Annotated in this window: 19 protein-coding genes; 11 read left to right on the forward strand and 8 right to left on the reverse strand. The window is 68.3% G+C overall.

The genetic code is table 11. From position 1 onward, the window contains the following. Window positions 1-77 precede the first annotated feature (77 nt). The 9 genes from KHO18_RS20535 (at window position 78) to KHO18_RS20575 (ending at window position 9,586) form a co-directional block, all read left to right on the forward strand. Window positions 78-1,496 (forward strand): FAD-binding oxidoreductase, encoded by a 1,419-nt coding sequence (locus tag KHO18_RS20535; protein ID WP_144202464.1) that lies wholly within the window; start codon window positions 78-80, stop codon window positions 1,494-1,496. 16 nt (window positions 1,497-1,512) lie between these two features. Further along, complete coding sequence (locus tag KHO18_RS20540) at window positions 1,513-2,403, forward strand: LysR substrate-binding domain-containing protein (protein WP_144202466.1); 891 nt, start codon at window positions 1,513-1,515, stop codon at window positions 2,401-2,403. A 196-nt stretch (window positions 2,404-2,599) separates the two neighbouring features. Further along, the gene (locus KHO18_RS20545) at window positions 2,600-4,108 is read left to right on the forward strand and encodes an FAD-linked oxidase C-terminal domain-containing protein (RefSeq protein ID WP_144202468.1); all 1,509 of its coding nucleotides are present in this window, start codon (window positions 2,600-2,602) and stop codon (window positions 4,106-4,108) included. Between the two features lie 62 nt (window positions 4,109-4,170). Beyond that, window positions 4,171-5,142 (forward strand): ion transporter, encoded by a 972-nt coding sequence (locus KHO18_RS20550; protein WP_144202470.1) that lies wholly within the window; start codon window positions 4,171-4,173, stop codon window positions 5,140-5,142. 35 nt (window positions 5,143-5,177) lie between these two features. After that, window positions 5,178-6,284, forward strand: coding sequence for a glycolate oxidase subunit GlcE (glcE, locus tag KHO18_RS20555; protein ID WP_144202472.1), 1,107 nt, complete (start codon window positions 5,178-5,180; stop codon window positions 6,282-6,284). Window positions 6,285-6,311: 27 nt separating this feature from the next. After that, window positions 6,312-7,562, forward strand: coding sequence for a glycolate oxidase subunit GlcF (gene glcF, locus KHO18_RS20560; protein ID WP_144202474.1), 1,251 nt, complete (start codon window positions 6,312-6,314; stop codon window positions 7,560-7,562). Window positions 7,563-7,622: 60 nt separating this feature from the next. Beyond that, a complete protein-coding gene (locus tag KHO18_RS20565) occupies window positions 7,623-8,012 on the forward strand; it encodes a CidA/LrgA family protein (RefSeq protein ID WP_092298902.1) in 390 nt (129 codons plus the stop codon). Beyond that, window positions 8,009-8,734: an LrgB family protein gene (locus tag KHO18_RS20570; RefSeq protein WP_144202476.1), complete on the forward strand. Its 726-nt coding sequence runs from the start codon at window positions 8,009-8,011 to the stop codon at window positions 8,732-8,734. Before KHO18_RS20565 ends, KHO18_RS20570 begins: the two co-directional genes overlap by 4 nt. A gap of 159 nt (window positions 8,735-8,893) precedes the next feature. Further along, a complete protein-coding gene (locus KHO18_RS20575; RefSeq protein WP_144202478.1) occupies window positions 8,894-9,586 on the forward strand; it encodes a helix-turn-helix transcriptional regulator in 693 nt (230 codons plus the stop codon). Between the two features lie 33 nt (window positions 9,587-9,619). On the opposite strand, the gene KHO18_RS20580 is transcribed toward KHO18_RS20575, so the two are convergent. The 3 genes from KHO18_RS20580 to KHO18_RS20590 form a co-directional block, all read right to left on the reverse strand. After that, on the reverse strand, window positions 9,620-10,114 hold the full coding sequence (locus KHO18_RS20580) for a glutathione peroxidase (protein WP_144202480.1): 495 nt from the start codon (window positions 10,112-10,114) through the stop codon (window positions 9,620-9,622). Window positions 10,115-10,175: 61 nt separating this feature from the next. Further along, window positions 10,176-11,315, reverse strand: coding sequence for a PilT/PilU family type 4a pilus ATPase (locus KHO18_RS20585; protein ID WP_144202482.1), 1,140 nt, complete (start codon window positions 11,313-11,315; stop codon window positions 10,176-10,178). Window positions 11,316-11,330: 15 nt separating this feature from the next. After that, window positions 11,331-12,374 (reverse strand): type IV pilus twitching motility protein PilT, encoded by a 1,044-nt coding sequence (locus KHO18_RS20590; protein WP_211943781.1) that lies wholly within the window; start codon window positions 12,372-12,374, stop codon window positions 11,331-11,333. A gap of 65 nt (window positions 12,375-12,439) precedes the next feature. Here KHO18_RS20590 and KHO18_RS20595 point away from each other — a divergent pair, with 65 nt between their 5' ends. After that, window positions 12,440-13,129, forward strand: coding sequence for a YggS family pyridoxal phosphate-dependent enzyme (locus KHO18_RS20595; protein ID WP_144202486.1), 690 nt, complete (start codon window positions 12,440-12,442; stop codon window positions 13,127-13,129). 79 nt (window positions 13,130-13,208) lie between these two features. Beyond that, the gene (gene proC, locus KHO18_RS20600) at window positions 13,209-14,039 is read left to right on the forward strand and encodes a pyrroline-5-carboxylate reductase (protein ID WP_144202488.1); all 831 of its coding nucleotides are present in this window, start codon (window positions 13,209-13,211) and stop codon (window positions 14,037-14,039) included. A gap of 59 nt (window positions 14,040-14,098) precedes the next feature. Here the strand turns inward: proC and ubiA are convergent, their stop codons facing one another. The 5 genes from ubiA to recG all read right to left on the reverse strand — a co-directional run bounded on the left by ubiA (window position 14,099) and on the right by recG (window position 19,306). Further along, window positions 14,099-14,992, reverse strand: coding sequence for a 4-hydroxybenzoate octaprenyltransferase (ubiA, locus tag KHO18_RS20605; protein WP_144202490.1), 894 nt, complete (start codon window positions 14,990-14,992; stop codon window positions 14,099-14,101). Between the two features lie 88 nt (window positions 14,993-15,080). Then, entirely contained in the window at window positions 15,081-15,566 is a 486-nt protein-coding gene (locus KHO18_RS20610) for a Dps family protein (RefSeq protein WP_092298875.1), read from the reverse strand. Between the two features lie 90 nt (window positions 15,567-15,656). Further along, window positions 15,657-15,851 (reverse strand): hypothetical protein, encoded by a 195-nt coding sequence (locus tag KHO18_RS20615; RefSeq protein ID WP_144202492.1) that lies wholly within the window; start codon window positions 15,849-15,851, stop codon window positions 15,657-15,659. Between the two features lie 202 nt (window positions 15,852-16,053). Further along, on the reverse strand, window positions 16,054-17,010 hold the full coding sequence (locus KHO18_RS20620; protein WP_092298869.1) for a LysR substrate-binding domain-containing protein: 957 nt from the start codon (window positions 17,008-17,010) through the stop codon (window positions 16,054-16,056). A gap of 109 nt (window positions 17,011-17,119) precedes the next feature. Then, window positions 17,120-19,306, reverse strand: coding sequence for an ATP-dependent DNA helicase RecG (gene recG, locus KHO18_RS20625; protein ID WP_144202494.1), 2,187 nt, complete (start codon window positions 19,304-19,306; stop codon window positions 17,120-17,122). Window positions 19,307-19,386 lie beyond the last annotated feature (80 nt).

Below are 19,386 nucleotides of genomic sequence, written 5' to 3' on the forward strand. Positions count from 1 at the left end.
AGGTTCCGGGCACTGCGATGCGGTCCGCCGCGTGACGCGGACGGCGTAGAATGGCGGGATTCGCCGGAGACAAAAGCATGAACCACCCCACGCCCGCCGCCGCCCTGGCGCGCCGTCCCCTTCCCGTTGCCCTGGCCGAGACACTGGCCGCCCGCTTCGGCGAACGGTTTTCCACCTCGGCAGGCGTCTGCGCCCACCATGGCCGCGACGAATCCCCGTTCCCGCCCGCCGCCCCGGACGCCGTGGTCTTCGCCCACACCACCGAGGAAATCGCCGAACTGGCCAGCCTCTGCAACCAGCATGGCGTGCCGCTGATTCCCTACGGCGCCGGTTCGTCGCTCGAAGGCCACCTGCTGGCCGTGGCCGGGGGCATCAGCCTGGACCTCTCCCAGATGAACCGCGTGCTGGCGGTGCATCCCGAGGACCTTTCCGTGACGGTGGAGCCGGGCGTGACCCGCAAGCAGCTGAACCAGGAGATCAAGGATACCGGGCTGTTCTTCCCGATCGATCCGGGCGCCGATGCCTCGCTGGGCGGGATGTGCGCGACGCGCGCCTCCGGCACCAACGCGGTCCGCTACGGCACGATGCGCGAGAACGTGCTCGCCCTGACCGTGGTCACGGCGGACGGCCGGGTGATCCGCACCGGCACCCAGGCGCGCAAGTCGTCGGCCGGTTATGACCTGACCCGGCTGTTTGTCGGCAGCGAAGGCACGCTCGGCATCATCACCGAGGTCACCGTGCGGCTCTACCCGCAGCCGGAGGCGATCTCGGCCGCCGTGTGCGCGTTCCCGAGCATGGGCGATGCCGTGCGCGCCACGATCCAGACCATCCAGCTTGGCGTGCCGGTGGCCCGCGTGGAGTTCGTCGATGCGCTGGCCATCCGCGCGATCAACCGCCACGACAACCTGACGCTGCCGGAAACCCCGCACCTGTTCTTCGAATTCCACGGCACCGAGGCCGGCGTGCGCGAGCAGGCCGAAACCGTGCAGCAGATTGCCGACGAGCACGGCGGCCAGGGCTTCGAATGGGCCACGCGCCCCGAGGACCGCAGCCGGCTCTGGAATGCGCGCCATACGGCCTACTTCGCCATGCTGCAGCTGAAGCCCGGCTGCAAGTCCGTGACGACCGACGTCTGCGTGCCGATTTCCCGCCTGGCCGACTGCGTGACCGAGACCGAGCGCGACCTGAACGCCTCGCAGCTGCCCTGCCCCATCGTCGGCCATGTCGGCGACGGCAACTTCCACGTGGCGATCCTGGTCGACCCGGACAAGCCCGAGGAAATGGCCGAGGCGGAGGACATCAACCGCCGCATCGTCGAACGGGCGCTGGCCATGGGCGGCACCTGCACCGGCGAGCACGGCGTGGGGCTGCACAAGATGGGGTTCCTCGTGCAGGAGCACGGCGAGGACGCACTGGACCTGATGCGGGCGATCAAGGCGGCGCTCGATCCCAATCAGATTCTGAATCCGGGCAAGATCTTCAGCGCGGCGCGCTGACCGGGGGCCCGTCGCCATGGCATCGGTGTTCCACCGCGTCCCGCCCCTGCACCTGCTGATCGCGTTCGAGGCCGCCGCGCGGCTTGGCAGCTTCGCGCGCGCGGCGGAAGAACTGTCGGTCACGCCCAGCGCGGTCTCGCACCGCATCAAGAATCTGGAGGAATTGTGGGGCGACGACCTGTTCGTGCGCTCCAACGCCGCGCTGCGGCTCACCGCCGCCGGCACGCGCTACCAGCGCAATGTGCAGGACGCGCTGAAGTCCCTCAACGAGCTCGCCCGCCCCGAGTACAACAAGCTGCGTACGCGGCTGCGGGTAGCCATTCCGCCCACGTTCGGCCGGCAGCACCTGGTGCCGCGCCTGCCCGAGTTCGGGGCGCTCTACCCCCATATCGACCTGGAACTGCACCTGTCCGTGCCCTTCCTCGATGTGAAAGCCGAGGACACCGACGTCGAGATCCGCTATGGCACGGGGCGCTATCCGGACCTGAAAACCACGAAACTGCTAGTCGAACCGGTGTTTCCGGCGTGCGGGCGGGAGTACTACGAGCGGGTCAACGGGCGCGCCATCGCTCGCCCGGACGACCTGCACAATCTGGTACTGCTGCGCAGCCCGCTAGAGCCGTGGCGGCCGTGGTTCGAGACCGCCGGGCTGGACTGGCCGGAGCCCCTGACCGGCCCGCAATTCAACGATATCGGCCTGATGCTGGAAGCCATCGTCTCGAACCAGGGCGTGGGACTGGTGCGCCAGCGCATGGCACGCCAGTGGCTGGCCGCCGGGCAGATGGTCAAGCTGCTCGATGTGGAATCGGTCTCGCCGCACGGCTACTACATCGTCGAGCGCGAGCAGGCGCCGCTCCAGCCGGAGGCGCGCTACTTCGTGGACTGGCTGCTCGGGCTGGACTGGTAGCGTCCGGGCCACTAGGCTGGATATATATAAAGCGCGCCAGCCGGGCCGGGGCGCATGGCATGAGCAGTTTTGATCGGCCTGCCATGCCGAATTCACGTGGGCGAAGGCTCCCGTGGCAGGGGGCCTGCGCTATAGTCTGCCGTCCCGGCCGGGTGCGTGAAGCGATGCGCGGCGGCCGGCTCGTCAAGGAGTTGCCATGAACGCCCCGCAAGACGCCCACACCCTGGCCGGCGCCCCCACGCAGGCCGACGGCCCCCGCGCCGCACTGCTGGCCGGCCTGGCCCGTATCCTGCCGCCCGCCGCCGTGCTCTGGAAGGCCGAGGACACCGTGCCGTACGAGTGCGACGGCCTGGCCGCCTACCGCCAGGTGCCCGAGGCCGTAGTGCTGCCCGACACCGAGGAGCAAGTCTGCGCCATCCTGCGCCTGTGCCACGAACTCGGAGTGCCGGTGGTGCCGCGCGGCTCCGGCACGAGCCTCTCGGGCGGGGCGATGCCCATCGCCGGCGGGCTGGTGCTGTCGCTGGCCAAGTTCAAGCGCATCCTCTCGGTCGATGCCTATTCGCGCACCGCCGTGGTCCAGCCCGGCGTGCGCAACCTGGCCATCTCCGAGGCCGCCGCGCCGCACAATCTCTATTACGCACCCGACCCGTCCTCGCAGATCGCCTGCTCCATCGGCGGCAACGTGGCCGAGAACTCGGGCGGCGTGCACTGCCTCAAGTACGGCCTCACCGTGCACAACGTGCTGCGCGTGCGCGCCGTGACGATGGAGGGCGATGTGGTGGTCTTCGGCTCCGAGGCGCCCGACGCCCCGGGCCTGGACCTGCTGGCCACGCTGATCGGCTCCGAGGGCATGCTGGCCGTCGCCACCGAGATCACCGTCCGGCTGATTCCCAAGCCGCAGCTCGCGCAGGTCATCATGGCCAGCTTCGACGATGTGGAAAAAGGCGGCAACGCCGTGGCCGACGTGATTGCCGCCGGCATCATCCCGGCCGGCCTGGAAATGATGGACAAGCCCGCCACGGCCGCCGTGGAGGAGTTCGTCAAGGCTGGCTACGACCTCGACGCCGCCGCCATCCTGCTGTGCGAATCGGACGGCACGCCCGAGGAAGTGGCCGAGGAGATCGAGCGGATGAGCGAGGTGCTGCGCCGCTCGGGCGCCACGCGGATCACGGTGTCCCAGAGCGAGGCCGAACGGCTGCGCTTCTGGAGCGGGCGCAAGAACGCCTTCCCGGCCGCCGGGCGGATCTCGCCCGACTATTACTGCATGGACGGCACGATTCCGCGCAAGCACATCGGCACGCTGCTCAAGCGGATCGAGGCGATGGAACAGAAGTACGCCTTGCGCTGCATCAACGTCTTCCATGCCGGCGATGGCAACATGCACCCGCTGATCCTGTTCAACGGCGAGGACCTCGACGAATGGCATCGCGCCGAGCTGTTCGGCGCCGACATCCTGGAGTCCTGCGTGGAACTGGGCGGCACCGTCACCGGCGAGCACGGCGTGGGCGTGGAGAAGCTGAATTCGATGTGCGTGCAGTTCTCGCCGGCCGAGCGCGATGCGTTCTTCGGCGTGAAGGCCGCCTTCGACCCGGCCCGGCTGCTGAACCCGGACAAGGCCATCCCGACGCTGGCGCGCTGCGCCGAGTACGGCAAGATGCACGTCAGGCGCGGCCTGCTGCCGCATCCGGACCTGCCGCGCTTCTGAGCGCGGGCGGGTACCGGGCGGGCCACGCGCCCCACCGACACCCGCTCACCATCGCCACCCCCATGCCCAACCCGAACACCCGCCAACAGCACGCCCAGGACGCCCGCCAGGAGCGCTTCCTCAACGCGCGCCTCCGGCAGCGCCTGGGCCAGCCCGAAGCCGGCTGGCGCCAGCGCTGGTACACGATCATCTTCGAGGCCGACACGCGCCAGGGGCGCCTGTTCGACATCGTGCTGCTGATCGCCATCGTGACCAGCGTGGCCATCGTGATGCTGGACAGCGTGCCGTCGATCAACGCGCGCGCGGGCCGGACGTTCACGCTGCTGGAGTGGATGTTCACGCTGCTGTTCACGGCCGAGTACGTGATGCGGCTGCTGGTGGTGCGGCGGCCGCTGCGCTACGCGTTCAGCTTCTTCGGCATCATCGACTTCATCTCGATCATCCCGACCTGGGCCGCGTTCTTCGTGCCGGAACTGGCCTTCCTGATCGACGTGCGGCTGCTGCGGCTGCTGCGCGTGTTCCGGATCCTCAAGCTCACGGTCTATTTCGAGGAAGCCCAGATCCTGGCCATGGCGCTGTCCAACAGCCGCCGCAAGATCTTCGTGTTCCTGGGTACCGTGTTCATCATCACGATCATCCTCGGCACCATCATGTACGTGGTGGAAGGCCCGCAGCACGGCTTCACCAGCATCCCGGTGAGCATGTACTGGGCCATCGTCACGCTGACCACGACGGGCTTCGGGGACATCGTGCCGCGCACGCCCATCGGGCAGTTCATCACCTCGCTGACCATCCTGCTCGGCTACGGGATCATCGCCTTCCCGACCGGCATCGTCGGCGCGGAACTGGCGGCCAGCCTCATCCGGCGGCCGCTGACCACGCGCACGTGCGAGCACTGCCTGACCGAGGGGCACGAGCCCGACGCGGGCTTCTGCAAGCATTGCGGCACTGTCCTGCCGGCGTACCAGGTCGAGGACCGTGCCGGGCTGGACGAGCCCGGCGGCCCCGGCCGGGCGCCGCCAAACCGGCCCTGAGCCGCCCTCCAACAAAAAACGCCAAGGGTCCCCAAATGGAAGCCACACTCGACGCCTTTCGCGATGCCATCCGCCAGGCCGGCGACAGCCGCGCCCCGCTGCGCCTGCGCGGCGGCGGCAGCAAGGACTTCTACGGCCAGGCGCTGGTCGGCACCGTGCTCGACACGCGCCCGCACGCCGGCATCGTCGACTATGACCCGGCGGAGCTGGTGGTCACGGCGCGCTGCGGCACGCCGCTGGCCGAAATCGAGGCGGCGCTGGCCGAACGACGCCAGATGCTGGCCTTCGAGCCGCCGCATTTCGCCCCGTCCGGCACGGCCACGCTTGGCGGCGCCGTGGCGGCCGGGTTGTCCGGTCCGCGCCGGCAATCGGTGGGCGCGCTGCGTGATTTCGTGCTCGGTGTGCAGCTGATGGACGGGCGCGGCGAGGTGCTGCACTTCGGCGGGCAGGTCATGAAGAACGTGGCCGGCTATGACGTCTCGCGGCTGCTGACCGGCTCGCTCGGCACGCTCGGCCTGATCCTGGAGGTCTCGCTGAAGGTGCTGCCGATGCCGTTCGACGACGCCACGCTGCGTTTTGCGCTGCCGCAGGCCGAAGCCATCGAGCGCCTGAACCGCTGGGGCGGTCAGCCGCTGCCGATCGCGGCGTCGGCGTGGCAGGACGGCGTGCTCGACGTACGGCTCTCGGGCGCCACGGCGGCCGTGCGCGCCGCGTGCGAGAAGCTGGGCGGCGATCGCGTCGAGCCCGGCGAGGCACGCGCGCTCTGGGCCGCGCTGCGCGAACAGTCGCACCCCTTCTTCGCCCCGGCCCACGCCAAAGACCATGGCCGCGCGCTGTGGCGCATTGCCGTGCCGACCATCGCCCCGCCGCTGGACCTGCCCGGCGCGCAGCTTGTGGAATGGGGCGGCGGCCAGCGGTGGTGGCTGGCACCAGAAGGCGACCCGGCCTCGGTCTCGGCCGAATCGGTGCGCGCCATTGCCCAGGCCGCCGGCGGCCACGCCACGCTGTTCCGCAATGGCGACAAGGCGGTCGGCGTGTTCACGCCGCTGTCGGCCCCGCTGGCCGCCATCCACAAGCGGCTCAAGACCACCTTCGACCCCGCCGGCATCTTCAATCCGCAGCGCCTGTACACCGGCCTCTGAGCCGTCTACCGTCTACGCCCCCGAACCATGCAAACCACACTGGCCGAATTCCTGCGCAACACGCCCGAAGGCGAAGAAGCCAAGTCCATCGTCGGCAAGTGCGTGCACTGCGGTTTCTGCACCGCCACCTGCCCCACTTACCAGTTGCTCGGCGACGAGCTGGACGGCCCGCGCGGCCGCATCTATCTGATGAAGCAGATGCTTGAAGGCCAGCCCGTGACGGAAAGCACGCGGCTGCACCTGGACCGCTGCCTGACCTGCCGCAACTGCGAATCCACCTGCCCGTCCGGCGTGAAGTACGGGCGGCTGGTCGATATCGGACGGAAGGTGGTGGATGAGCGGCTCGAGGCCGCGGGTATCCACCGCCCCGCGAAGGAGCGGATGGCGCGCTGGCTGCTGCGCGAGGGGCTGACCCGGCCCAAGCTGTTCGGCCCGGCGCTGAAGCTCGGCCAGATGGTGCGCCCGATGCTGCCGGTGGCGCTGCGCAACAAGGTACCGGCCATCACCCCGCCCACCGGGCCGTGGCCGCGCACCACCCACACCCGCAAGATGCTGCTGCTGGACGGCTGCGTGCAGCCGGCGATGTCGCCCAATATCAACGTGGCCACCGCGCGCGTGCTGGACAAGCTCGGCGTGCAGCTGGTGGTGGCGAGCGAGGCCGGCTGCTGCGGCGCGATCCGCTTCCATACCGGCGACCACGACGGCGGGCTGGACAATATGCGCGCCAACATCGACGCCTGGTGGCCGTATATCGAATCCGGCGCGGAGGCCATCGTCATGACGGCCTCCGGCTGCGGCGTGATGGTGAAGGACTACGGCCACCTGCTGCGCCACGACCGCGCCTACGCGGAGCGGGCGGCACGGGTGTCGGCGATGACGCGCGACCTCTCCGAGATCCTGCCCGACTTCGCCGACGACCTGCACCGACTGGCCGGCGCCGTGCCGCGCGACGGCCGGCGCGTGGCCTGGCATCCGCCCTGTACGCTGCAGCACGGGCAGCAGATCCGGGGCAAGGTGGAGGCGCTGCTGACCGGACTGGGCATCGAGGTGCGGCTCTGCGCCGACAGCCACCTGTGCTGCGGCTCGGCGGGCACGTACTCGGTGTTGCAGCCGGAGCTGTCCTATCCGCTGCGCGACGACAAGCTCGCCAAGCTCCAGGCCACGGAGCCCGATGCCATCGTCTCGGCCAATATCGGCTGTATCACGCACCTGCAAAGCGGCACCGAGACGCCGGTGATGCACTGGGTGGAGCTGGTGGAGCGCATGGTCTGCGCCTGAACTGCGCGGGAGGGCGGCTCGGAGTACCATGTCGGCACATTTCGACCCTGATGCGCCCCCATGCTCCAGACGTTTGCCATCCTGCTGGTCTTCCAGACCGTGGGCGAGGTGATCAGCTACGCGCTGCGCCTGCCCGTGCCCGGTCCTGTGATCGGCATGCTCCTGCTGTTCGGCTGGCTGGTCTTCGACAACCGCCTGCTCCCTATCATCCAGAACACCACCAGCGAGCTGCTCAAGCACCTGTCGCTGCTGTTCGTGCCGGCCGGCGTTGGCATCATGGTCCACGCCAACCGGATTGGCGGTGAGTGGATGCCGATTGTCGTCGCGCTGGTCATCTCCACCTGGCTGGCGATCGTCGTGACCGCGCTGGTCACCCGGGCGCTGATGCGCAAGCCGGCACCGCCCCAGGCCGAAGCTGCCGAAGCGGCAGATAGCGGAGCGCAGCCATGATGTCGCCGCGTCTGAACGAGATCTGGGTCTACCTGGCGGCCAGCCCGCTGATCGGGCTCACCGCCACGCTGATCGCCTACGTCTTCGCCTTCCGGATCTACGAGCGCGCGCGGTACTCGCCGCTGGCCAACCCGGTGATGATCTCGGTGGCCATCCTCGTCACCGTGCTGACGGTGACCGGCACGCCGTACAAGACCTACTTCGACGGGGCGCAGTTCGTCCACTTCCTGCTCGGGCCGGCCACGGTGGCGCTGGCGGTGCCGCTCTACACCCAGTTGCCGAAGCTCCGCGCGCACGCCTTCCCGCTGCTTTGCGGGCTGGTGGCGGGGTCGCTGGTGGCGGTGGTGTCGGCGGTGGGCATCGGCTACGCGCTGGGGGCATCGCCCGAGGTGGTGCGCTCGCTGGCGCCCAAGTCGGTCACGATCCCGATCGCCATGGGGGTGTCCGAGAAGATCGGCGGCCTGCCCTCGCTGACCGCCGTGCTGGTGATGGCCACCGGCATCATCGGCGCGGTCAGCGCCACCGGCCTGCTCAATATGCTGCGCGTGCGGGACTACGTGATTCGTGGCTTCGCCACCGGCGTGGCGGCCCACGGCATCGGCACGGCGCGCGCGTTCCAGGTCAACCAGGAGGCGGGCGCCTTCGCCGCACTGGGCATGGGCCTGAACGGCGTGCTGACCGCCATCGTGGTGCCCGTGCTGGCGGCATGGATGCCCCACTGACCGGGGCACGTTCCCATGCCAGCCCTGCCACCCCTGACACCCCTGACACCCCTGACACCCTCCTGACAGTACGCTGTCAGGAGCCGGCAGGCATGATGCGCCCATCCGGCACCCCCGCCCCTCCATCCTTCCCCTCCCGCCCCTGCCAATGAGCCGCCCATGAGCCGCCGTGCCGACCGCCTCTTCCAGATCGTGCAGGTCCTGCGCGGCCGCCGGCTGACCACGGCGGCGTTGCTGGCGCAGCGGCTGGGCGTGTCCGAGCGCACGGTCTACCGTGACATCCAGGCGCTGTCTCTGTCGGGGGTGCCGGTGGAGGGCGAGGCCGGCATCGGCTACCGGCTGCGGCCGGACTACGACGTGCCGCCGCTGATGTTCACCGCGATGGAAGTGGAGGCGATGGTCGCCGGCCTGCGCCTGCTCAAGGCCTGGGGCGGCGGCGCGCTGGCCGCGGCGGCGGACCCGGCGCTCGAGAAGCTGATGGCCGCCCTGCCGCCCCCGCGCCGCGTGGCAGCGCAGCAGAGCCGGATCTTCGCGCCCGAGTACCTCAACCACCCGGCCGTGCGCGAGGCCTTCGACACCGTGCATGGCGCCATCGGCGCGCAACGGCTGCTGCGGCTCGACTATATCGATGCCCAGCAGCGCGTCACCGAGCGCGTGGTGCAGCCGCTGGGGCTGTTCTTCTGGGGTAATGTCTGGCTGCTGGCGGCATGGTGCACGGCGCGGTCCGACTATCGCAGCTTCCGGCTGGACCGCTGCCGCACCATCGAGATCCTCGACGAGCAATTCCACGAGACGCCGGACCGCTCGCTCAACGGCTTCCTGCGCGCGGTGCAGCCCGATATGCCGGGCTGACGTCGCTCAGGCCCCTCGGGCCCCTCAAACCCCTCAGGCCGCCGGGTCGCTCAGGAGTGTCTCGATGTCCGCGCGGATGTCCTCGGGCTTGGTCGTCGGCGCGTAGCGCTTGAAGACCGTGCCGTCGCGGCGCAGCAGGAACTTGGTGAAGTTCCACTTGATGCCCTGGGTGCCGAGCACGCCGGGCTTTTCCGAGGTCAGCCACTTGTAGAGCGGATGCGCGCCGGCGCCGTTGACCTCGATCTTCTCGAACATCGGAAACTTGACCTGGAAGCGCGTCTCGCAAAACTGGCCGATCTGCGCGGCGTCACCCGGCTCCTGCTTGCCGAACTGGTTGCAGGGGAAGCCGAGCACCGCCAGGCCGCGCGGCTCGTAGGCCTCGTGCAGCGCCTCCAGCCCGGCGTACTGGGGCGTGAACCCGCACTCGCTGGCCGTGTTGACGATCAGCAGCACCTTGCCGCGGAAATCGGCCAGCGGCACCGGCTGGCCGGACAGGGACTTCGCTTCGAACTGGTAGACGTTGCTCATGGCGGCTCCGGAGAATGCATTGCAGACAACCGCGAGCATACCGCGCCCGCCCGTCGTCCGATCAAATGACGTTCAGGTGCTCGGTGCCGGCGCCCAGGTCGGCGTCGCGGTGGCGGGCGCTGTGGAGCTTGATCATCAGGCGCAGGTCGTTCAGCGAGTCGGCGTTCTTGAGCGCGTCCTCGTAGGCGATCTTCTCTTCCTCGTACAGCTCGAACAGCGCCTGGTCGAAGGAGATCATGCCCTGCTCGCGGGACTTCTTGATGACTTCCTTGAGCTCGTGGATCTCGCCCTTGAAGATCAGGTCGGCCACCAGCGGCGTACCCACCATGATCTCCACGGCCGGCACACGGCCCTTGCGGCCGGCGCGCGGCAGCAGCCGCTGCGAGATCATCGCCTTGAGGTTCAGCGACAGGTCGATCAGCAGTTGCTGGCGCTTCTCCTCGGGGAAGAAGTTGATGATCCGGTCGATGGCCTGGTTGGCGTTGTTGGCGTGCAGCGTGGCCAGGCACAGGTGGCCCGTCTCGGCGTACTGCATCGCGTATTCCATGGTGTCGCGGTCGCGGATTTCGCCGATCAGGATCACGTCCGGCGCCTGGCGCAGCGTGTTCTTCAGCGCCACGTGCCACGACTCGGTGTCGATGCCGACCTCGCGCTGCGTGACGATGCAGTTCTGGTGCGCGTGCACGTACTCGATCGGGTCCTCGATCGTGATGATGTGGCCGTACGAGTGCGCGTTGCGGTGGTCGAGCATGGCCGCCAGCGAGGTGGACTTGCCCGAGCCCGTGGCGCCGGTCACGATCACCAGCCCGCGCTTGGCCATGACGATCTCATGCAGCGACGTGGGCAGGTCCAGGTCTTCCACCGACGGGATGCGCGTGTTGATCGTCCGCACCACCATGCCGGCCTTGCCCTGCTGGATGAAGGCCGAGACGCGGAAGCGCCCGGCGTTCGGCGCGGTGATGGCGAAGTTGCACTCGCGGCTTTCGTCGAATTCCTTGACCTGGCGCTCGTTCATGATCGAGCGGACCAGGCCCAGCGCCTGCGCCGGGTTGAGCGGCTGCTGCGAGACGGGCGTGATCTTGCCGTCCACCTTGATGGCCGGCGGGAATTCGGACGTGATGAACAGGTCCGAGCCGCGGTTGTTGACCATCAGCTCCAGCAGGTCGTTGATGTACTTCGCGGCGGATTCGCGGTCGAGCATGGCGTCGGCCTCCCCTTAGCCCATGAAGGCGTCGGGATTCTTGGCAATCGCCCGCGCGTCGTTGTAGTTGATCATGCCGCGCTTGATCAGATCGCTCAGGCACTGGTCAAGCGTCTGCATGCCCATGCCGCTCGAGGTCTGCATCATCGAATACATCTGCGCGATCTTGTTCTCGCGGATCAGGTGGCGGATGGCGGGCGTGGCGATCATGATCTCGTGCGCCGCGGTCCGGCCGTTGCCGTCGCGCGTCTTGAGCAGCGTCTGGGAGATCACGGCCTCGAGCGATTCCGACAGCATGGTCCGCACCATGTCCTTTTCCTCGGGGGGGAACACGTCCACCACCCGGTCGATGGTCTTGGCGGCGGAACTCGTGTGCAGCGTGGCGAAGACCAGGTGGCCGGTTTCGGCGGCGGTCAACGCCAGCCGGATGGTTTCCAGGTCACGCAATTCGCCCACCAGGATCACGTCCGGATCCTCACGCAGCGCCGAGCGCAGCGCGTTCGCGAACGAATGCGTGTGCGGGCCCAGTTCGCGCTGGTTGATCAGGCTTTTCTTGGAGTTGTGGACGAATTCGATCGGGTCTTCCACCGTGAGGATGTGACCCATGTCCTCGTCGTTGCGGTGATCGACCATGGCCGCCAGCGTGGTCGACTTGCCCGAGCCGGTCGGGCCGGTCACGAGCACGAGGCCGCGTGGCTTCATGCAGAGGTCCGCGAACACGGCCGGTGCATGGAGGTCATCGAGCGTCAGGACTTTCGACGGAATGGTCCGGAACACCGCGGCGGCGCCGCGCTGCGTGGTGTAGGCATTGACCCGGAACCGTGACAGGCCGGCAATCTCGAACGAGAAGTCGACCTCGAGGCGTTCTTCGTAGCTCTTGCGCTGAACGTCGCTCATGATGTCGTACACCATGGCGTGGACGTCCTTGTGGCCCATGGCCGCCACGTTGATCCGACGCATATCCCCGTGAATACGCACCATCGGCGGCATGTCTGCCGAGAGGTGGAGATCGGATGCCTTGTTCTTGACCGCAAAAGCCAATAGCTGCGCGATGTCCATCTATAATGACCCCACCCTAATATACGACTTGTTGTTGTGTACTTCTTTGGTATGTCCGCTGGATTATGTCTGTAATCGCCGCCAACTTGCAAGCCGTGCTAAATGACATCGCGGCGGCTGCACAACAAGCCGGCAGGGACCCGTCCGGGGTCACCCTGCTGGCCGTCTCCAAGACCGTCGCGCCGGCCATTGTGCGGGCGGCTTTCCAGGCCGGGCAGGCCGCTTTCGGGGAAAACTACGTCCAGGAGGGCCTCGACAAGATCGCCGCCCTGGCCGACCTGCGCGACCGGATTACCTGGCATTTCATCGGTCCGCTGCAAAGTAACAAGACCCGGCCGGTGGCCGAGCATTTCGACTGGGTCCACGCCATCGACCGGCTGAAGATCGCCGAGCGGCTGTCGGCCCAGCGGCCGGCGGGCATGGCGCCGCTCCAGGTCTGCATCCAGGTCAATATCAGCGACGAGGCCAGCAAGAGCGGCGTGGCGCCGGCGGAGGTGCTGCCGCTGGCGCAGGCCATCGCCGCCCTGCCGAACCTGCGGCTGCGCGGGCTGATGGCAATTCCGGCGCCGGCGGACGACCCCGACGCGCAGCGCCGGCCGTTCGCGGCGCTGCGCGGGTTGCTTGATCAACTGCGGCAATCCGGGCTACACGTAGACACGCTCTCGATGGGCATGTCCGCGGACATGGGCGCGGCCATCGCCGAGGGCGCCACACTGGTGCGCATCGGCACCGCGATTTTCGGCGCGCGCGCCTGACGGCGCCCGCCACCCCCACCCACAAGAACGCCGGGCGACACGCATCGACCCGGCAACATCGGAAAAGACAAGGAAAGACATGCTCGATACGCTCACCTTCGGCTTCCTCGGCGGCGGCAACATGGCGTCCGCCCTGATCGGCGGCCTGGTGGCCCGCGGCGTGCCCGCGCGCGCCATTTGCGTCATCGATCCGTCGGACGATGCGCGCCAGCGGCTGGAACGGACGCTCGGCGTACGGACCCAGGCCGCGCCGGACGCCCGGTTCGGCGCCAGCCACGTCATCGTGCTGGCCGTCAAGCCGCAGCAGTTCCGCGACGCCGTGGCACCGCTCGTGCCCCATCTGGCGGCGGGCCAGGGCAACCTGATCATCAGCGTGGCGGCCGGCATCCGGCTCCAGGACATGGGCCGCTGGCTGAACACGTCGCGCCTGGTGCGGGCGATGCCGAACACGCCGGCGCTGGCTGGCATGGGCATGACCGGCCTGGCCGCCGCGCCGGGCCTGAGCGGAGCGGACCGCGCCATCGCCACGGCCGTGGCGCAAGCCGTGGGCCAGTGCGTCTGGGTCGATGACGACAACCAGATCGACGCCGTGACGGCCCTCTCGGGCAGCGGCCCGGCCTACGTGTTCTATTTCATCGAAGCCATGGAGCGCGCGGCGAAGGAAATGGGCCTGACCGCCGAACAGGGCCGCCAGCTGGGCGTGGAGACCTTCCGGGGCGCGGCCGCGCTGGCCGCCGGGTCGCCGGAGCCGGTGTCCCTGCTACGCGAGCGCGTGACGTCCAAGGGCGGCACGACCTACGCGGCGCTGACGTCGATGGACGCGGACAAGATGCAGGACGCCTTCGTCCGCGCCATGCACGCGGCGGCGGCCCGGGGCCGCGAGATGGGCGCCGAATTCGGCAAGGACTAAGCGGAAAGGACTGAGCGGCAAGGACTGAGAAACGTCCGGGCGGGCCTTGGGACGGCCGCCTACTTCAGCCAGTAGGCGATTGCCGTGCCCGCGAACACTACCCCGCCCAGCCAGTTGTTGTGCCGGAACGCCGCGAAGCACTTCATGCGGTCGCGGTCGCGGATCAGCGTGTAGTGGTAGCCGGCCAGCCCGGCCGCCCCCACCAGCCCGGCGTAGTACGGCCAGCCCAGTCCCAGCAGCGCGCCAGCCCAGGCCATCAGGCCCAGGAAGCCGGCGTAGCAGAGCATGATCGCCGCCACGTCGAAGCGGCCGAAGGTAATCGCCGAGGTCTTGATGCCGATCAGCAGGTCGTCGTCACGGTCGACCATCGCATAGGCGGTGTCGTAGGCCACGGACCAGAAGACGTTGGCCAGCAGCATCAGCCACGCCACGGGGGGAACCTGCCCCTGCACCGCCGCGAACGCCATCGGAATCCCAAACCCGAAGGCAATGCCGAGGTAGGCCTGCGGAATCGCGAAGAACCGCTTGAAGAACGGATAGGTACCGGCCACCACGGCCGCCACCACGGCCAGCGCCTTGGTCAGCCCGTTCAGCGGCAGGATCAGCGCGAACGCCGCCAGCGCCAGCACGGCGGCCACCACCAATGCCTCCCAGCCGGCGATGTAGCCGGCGGTCAGCGGCCGCTCCCTGGTGCGCTTCACGTGCTTGTCGAAGTCGCGGTCGGCCCAGTCGTTCATGGCGCAGCCCGAGGAGCGCATCAGGAACGTGCCGACGAAGAAAATCCAGAAAATGCCCCAGGCGGGCGGGCCCTCGGCGGCCATCCACAGCGCCCACAGCGTGGGCCACAGCAGCAGCAAGGTGCCGATGGGCTTGTCGATCCGCACCAGCCGCGCGTAGAGCGCGAGGCGGCCGGGACGGCGGGGGTGCGGCGGGGCGGCGGAATGTTCGGACATGGGGACTGCGTTCACTTCTGGCGAGACAAAACAAAAAACGCGTCGCGGCGTGGAAAGCCGTGACGCGTTGTGCGCGGGTCAGACAGACTCAGGCCAGCATCGCGCGCAGCATCCACGCGGTCTTTTCGTGCGTCTGCATGCGCTGGGTCAGCAGGTCAGCCGAGGGCTCGTCGCCCGCCGCATCGATGGCCGGGAACAGCGAGCGCGCAGTGCGCACCACGGCTTCCTGGCCTTCCACCAGCTTGCGGATCATCTCGGTCGCGTCGGGCACGCCTTCTTCCTCGGCGATCGACGACAGCTTCGCGTACTCCTTGTACGTGCCCGGTGCCGGGTAGCCCAGCGCGCGGATCCGCTCGGCGATGGCGTCCACGGCCAGTGCCAGCTCGGTGTACTGCGTCTCGAACATCGTATGCAGCGTGTTGAACATCGGCCCCGTCACATTCCAGTGGAAGTTGTGGGTCTTGAGGTAGAGGGTGTAGGTGTCCGCCAGCAACTTGGACAGGCCTTCCGCGATCTTCTTGCGGTCCTTGTCGGACATGCCGATGTTCACGCTCATCTCATTTTTCTTTGCCATGGTCGTTCAGCTCCGTTTGTCGCCACGAGGAATCCAAGCCCACACCATTTGCACGGTTGGGGGCAGTCGGCGGTCATTATCGCATCAGGTTTATGTGCCGAGGAAGGCAAAACCCTGTGCCGCGTGGAAGAACATCGCCATCGCGCCCAGCGCCACGATGGCCATGCCGATCTCCTTGCGCACCAGCTTGCGGCGCAGGCGGCTGCCTTCCTCGTTGCGCGGACCCTCGTCGGCAGCCGCGCGCAGTTGCCGGAATTCGGTCACGAACAGGTCGAGCATCGTCATGGTGGTTCTCCGCTTCAGTCGGTGGATACCCCGCAGGCGGGGTGTCGATGGCTGAAGTATAGGAAAATCTATCGAACTTCACATTCGATAATTTCAACCTATGAAATAGCGAACGGCTATGTGGATGCGGCGCGAACAAAAACGGCAGGGATCGCCCCTGCCGTTTTTTGTCGATATCGATGTCGATGTCGTGAGAATCCGCTCAGGCGGCGACTGCTTCCACGGACGCCGCGTCGCCAATCCGGCTCACGCCGGCCAAGTCGCACGCCGCCACGGCATTGGCCAGCGCCTCCATGGCGGGCAGGCGCGTGAAGCTCTTGCGCCACGCCAGCACCACGCGGCGATCCGGCACCGGATCGGCGAACGGCACGTAGGCCAGCATGTCGTTGCGCGGCTTCAGGTCCGGCACCGAGGTGCGCGGCAGCACGGTAATGCCCACGCCGCTGGCCACCATATGGCGAATCGTCTCAAGCGACGACCCTTCGAAGGTCTTCTGGATGCCGTCGGCCGCCTGCGAGAAGCGCGACAGCTCCGGGCACACACCCAGCACGTGGTCGCGGAAGCAGTGCCCGCTGCCCAGCAGCAGCATGGTCTGCTGCTTGAGTTCGTCCGGATCGACGCTGCGCTGCTCGGCCAGCTGATGACCGCGCGGCACGGCCACCACGAAGGGCTCGTCGTACAGCGGACGCACGGTCAGGCCCGAATCCGGGAACGGCTCGGCCATGATCGCGCAGTCGATCTCGCCCTGCTTGAGCAGCTCGATCAGCTTGTTCGTATAGTTTTCCTGCAGCATCAGCGGCATCTGCGGCACCGTGCCGATCATCTGCTTGACCAGCATCGGCAACAGGTACGGCCCGATCGTATAGATCACGCCCACGCGCAGCGGCCCGGCCAGCGGGTCCTTGCCCTGCTTGGCGATCTCGCGGATGGCCATGGTCTGCTCCAGCACGCGCTGGGCCTGGGCCACGATCTGCTCGCCAATGGCCGTCACCGACACCTCGGAGGTGCCGCGCTCGAAGATTTGCACGGTCAGCTCGTCTTCCAGCTTCTTGATGGCCACCGACAGCGTCGGCTGCGAAACGAAGCACGCCTCGGCCGCCCGGCCGAAATGGCGCTCGCGCGCCACGGCGACGATGTACTTGAGTTCGGTGAGCGTCATGACTTATCAGGTTCGGTTAGGCGATAGATTTTAACTTCGATTGCGCCGTCTGTCAGATCGGCAAAGCAATGTATCGTCTTAGGCACATATAAGACCTGTCTCACGCGCGTCACGCCTTCAAAAAGTGCTCCCGGCCACCCAGCCAGCGCAAAAGATGCGCCTCCACGGCTTCGGGAAAGCGCGCCAGCATCAGTTCGGCGGCTTCCTGGGCATAGTCCACCAGCCAGGCATCGGTGTTGAGGTCGGCAAAGCGCAGCATGGCTTCGCCGGACTGGCGCGCGCCCAGGAATTCGCCGGGACCGCGGATCTGGAGGTCGCGCCGGGCGATTTCGAAGCCATCGGTGGTCTCGCGCATCGTGGCCAGCCGCTCGCGCGCCGTGGGCGAGAGCGGCGCCTGGTACATCAGCAGGCACACCGATTCCGCGCTGCCCCGCCCCACGCGCCCGCGCAACTGGTGCAGCTGGGCCAGGCCGAAGCGCTCGGCATGCTCGATCACCATCAGCGAGGCGTTCGGCACGTCCACCCCTACCTCGATCACCGTGGTGGCCACCAGCACCTGGAGCCGGTTGGCGCTGAAATCGCCCATGACCGCGGCCTTCTCGGCGGGCGGCAGGCGGCCGTGGACCAGCCCCACGCGCAGGTCCGGCAGCGCGGCGACCAGCGTTTCATAGGTCTCGACCGCGGTCTGGAGCTGGAGCGCCTCCGATTCCTCGATCAGCGGGCAAACCCAGTAGGCCTGGCGGCCTTCGGCGGCGGCGTGGTGCACGCGCTCGATCACCTCGTCGCGCCGCGCGTCGTTGACGAGCCGGGTCACGATCGGCGTGCGGCCCGGCGGCAGTTCGTCGATCACGGACACGTCGAGGTCGGCATAGTAGGTCATGGCCAGCGTGCGCGGGATCGGCGTGGCCGACATCATCAGTTGATGCGGAACCTTGTCCGGCGCGGCTTTCGTCTCCGCCTCCCCGGCCTTGCCGCGCAGCGCCAGCCGCTGCGCCACGCCGAAGCGGTGCTGTTCATCGACCACGGACAGCCCGAGCCGCGCAAAGCGCACGGTGTCCTGGATCAGCGCATGGGTGCCGATGACCAGCTGCGCCTCGCCCGATTCCACACGGGCGGCGGCCTCGCGCTTCTCCTTCGCCTTGAGGCTGCCGGCCAACCAGACCACGGGCACGCCCAGCGGCTCCAGCCACGCGGAAAGCTTGCGGAAGTGTTGCTCGGCGAGGATTTCGGTGGGTGCCATCAGCGCGGCCTGGTAGCCGGCGTCGATGGCCTGGCAGGCCGCCAGCGCGGCCACGATGGTCTTGCCGCTGCCGACGTCGCCCTGGAGCAGCCGGTGCATCGGGTGGGGGCGCGTCATGTCGGCGGCGATCTCCTCCACCACGCGCTGCTGCGCCCCGGTCAACCGGAACGGCAGCGCGGCCAGGAATCTGGTGAGCAGGCCGTCCGCGCGACGCGGCATCGACGGCGCGTTCTTCTCGCGCCGCGCGGCCTGCGAGCGCCGCAGCGAAATCTGCTGGGCCAGCAATTCGTCGAACTTGATCCGCTGCCAGGCCGGGTGCGAACGGTCCGCCAGCGCGGCCTCGCTTTCCTGTGGCGGCGGGTTGTGCAGCAGGCGCAGGCAATCGGCCAGCGGCGCCAGCTTCAGTTGGGCGAGCGGGCCCTGGAGCACGGCCTGCGGCAGGGTCTCCGGCATCGGCGTGCGGGACATCGCCCCGCCAATCGCCTTGCGCAGATAGGCTTGCGAGATGCCGGCCGTGGCCGGGTAGACCGGCGTCAGGCGGTCTGGGAGCGCCTCGCCGGGCACCACGGGGCGCACCTGCGGGTGGACCATCTCGGCGCCGAAGAAGCCCCCTCGGACCTCGCCGCGCACGCGCAGACGCACGCCTTCGGCCATCTGCTTGGTCTGGCTGCCATAGAAATTGAGAAAACGGAGCGTCAGCTCGCCGGTGTCGTCGGCGATCTTGACCACCAGCTGGCGGCGCGGCCGGAAGGTAACCTCGTTCGAGATGACCTCGCCCTCCACCTGCGCGGCCAGGCCCATGCCGGCGCGCCGAATGGCCTCGCCGATGGTTTCCAGCGCGGTCTCGTCCTCGTAGCGCATGGGCAGGTGCAGCACGAGGTCCACCGGACGGCGCAGACCCAGCTTGGCCAGGCGGGCCACGGCGGACGACGGCTTGGCCGGCGCGGCCGGCTTGCCCTTGGGGGCGCGCCCGAGAGACGTGTCGTTGGAGCCGCTGGGTTCGCTGGGTTCGCTATCGTCGCGACGGTCGAGGGAGTCGGTGGCGGTGCCTGGCATCAGCGCGGGAATATGGGCGGTAAACGGGGGACTGGCCGATGCGCGGACGTCCCAAGCCTTACAATGTCGGATTCGCCGAT

The organism is Cupriavidus campinensis (genome assembly GCF_905397395.1).
GTDB lineage: Bacteria > Pseudomonadota > Gammaproteobacteria > Burkholderiales > Burkholderiaceae > Cupriavidus > Cupriavidus campinensis.

Coding starts and splice junctions, on each gene's coding strand:
- KHO18_RS20535 (WP_144202464.1), top strand. CDS start 78: ATGAACCACCCCACGCCCGCCGCCGCCCTGGCGCGCCGTCCCCTTCCC.
- KHO18_RS20540 (WP_144202466.1), top strand. CDS start 1,513: ATGGCATCGGTGTTCCACCGCGTCCCGCCCCTGCACCTGCTGATCGCG.
- KHO18_RS20545 (WP_144202468.1), top strand. CDS start 2,600: ATGAACGCCCCGCAAGACGCCCACACCCTGGCCGGCGCCCCCACGCAG.
- KHO18_RS20550 (WP_144202470.1), top strand. CDS start 4,171: ATGCCCAACCCGAACACCCGCCAACAGCACGCCCAGGACGCCCGCCAG.
- glcE (WP_144202472.1), top strand. CDS start 5,178: ATGGAAGCCACACTCGACGCCTTTCGCGATGCCATCCGCCAGGCCGGC.
- glcF (WP_144202474.1), top strand. CDS start 6,312: ATGCAAACCACACTGGCCGAATTCCTGCGCAACACGCCCGAAGGCGAA.
- KHO18_RS20565 (WP_092298902.1), top strand. CDS start 7,623: ATGCTCCAGACGTTTGCCATCCTGCTGGTCTTCCAGACCGTGGGCGAG.
- KHO18_RS20570 (WP_144202476.1), top strand. CDS start 8,009: ATGATGTCGCCGCGTCTGAACGAGATCTGGGTCTACCTGGCGGCCAGC.
- KHO18_RS20575 (WP_144202478.1), top strand. CDS start 8,894: ATGAGCCGCCGTGCCGACCGCCTCTTCCAGATCGTGCAGGTCCTGCGC.
- KHO18_RS20580 (WP_144202480.1), bottom strand. CDS start 10,114: ATGAGCAACGTCTACCAGTTCGAAGCGAAGTCCCTGTCCGGCCAGCCG.
- KHO18_RS20585 (WP_144202482.1), bottom strand. CDS start 11,315: ATGCTCGACCGCGAATCCGCCGCGAAGTACATCAACGACCTGCTGGAG.
- KHO18_RS20590 (WP_211943781.1), bottom strand. CDS start 12,374: ATGGACATCGCGCAGCTATTGGCTTTTGCGGTCAAGAACAAGGCATCC.
- KHO18_RS20595 (WP_144202486.1), top strand. CDS start 12,440: ATGTCTGTAATCGCCGCCAACTTGCAAGCCGTGCTAAATGACATCGCG.
- proC (WP_144202488.1), top strand. CDS start 13,209: ATGCTCGATACGCTCACCTTCGGCTTCCTCGGCGGCGGCAACATGGCG.
- ubiA (WP_144202490.1), bottom strand. CDS start 14,992: ATGTCCGAACATTCCGCCGCCCCGCCGCACCCCCGCCGTCCCGGCCGC.
- KHO18_RS20610 (WP_092298875.1), bottom strand. CDS start 15,566: ATGGCAAAGAAAAATGAGATGAGCGTGAACATCGGCATGTCCGACAAG.
- KHO18_RS20615 (WP_144202492.1), bottom strand. CDS start 15,851: ATGACGATGCTCGACCTGTTCGTGACCGAATTCCGGCAACTGCGCGCG.
- KHO18_RS20620 (WP_092298869.1), bottom strand. CDS start 17,010: ATGACGCTCACCGAACTCAAGTACATCGTCGCCGTGGCGCGCGAGCGC.
- recG (WP_144202494.1), bottom strand. CDS start 19,306: ATGCCAGGCACCGCCACCGACTCCCTCGACCGTCGCGACGATAGCGAA.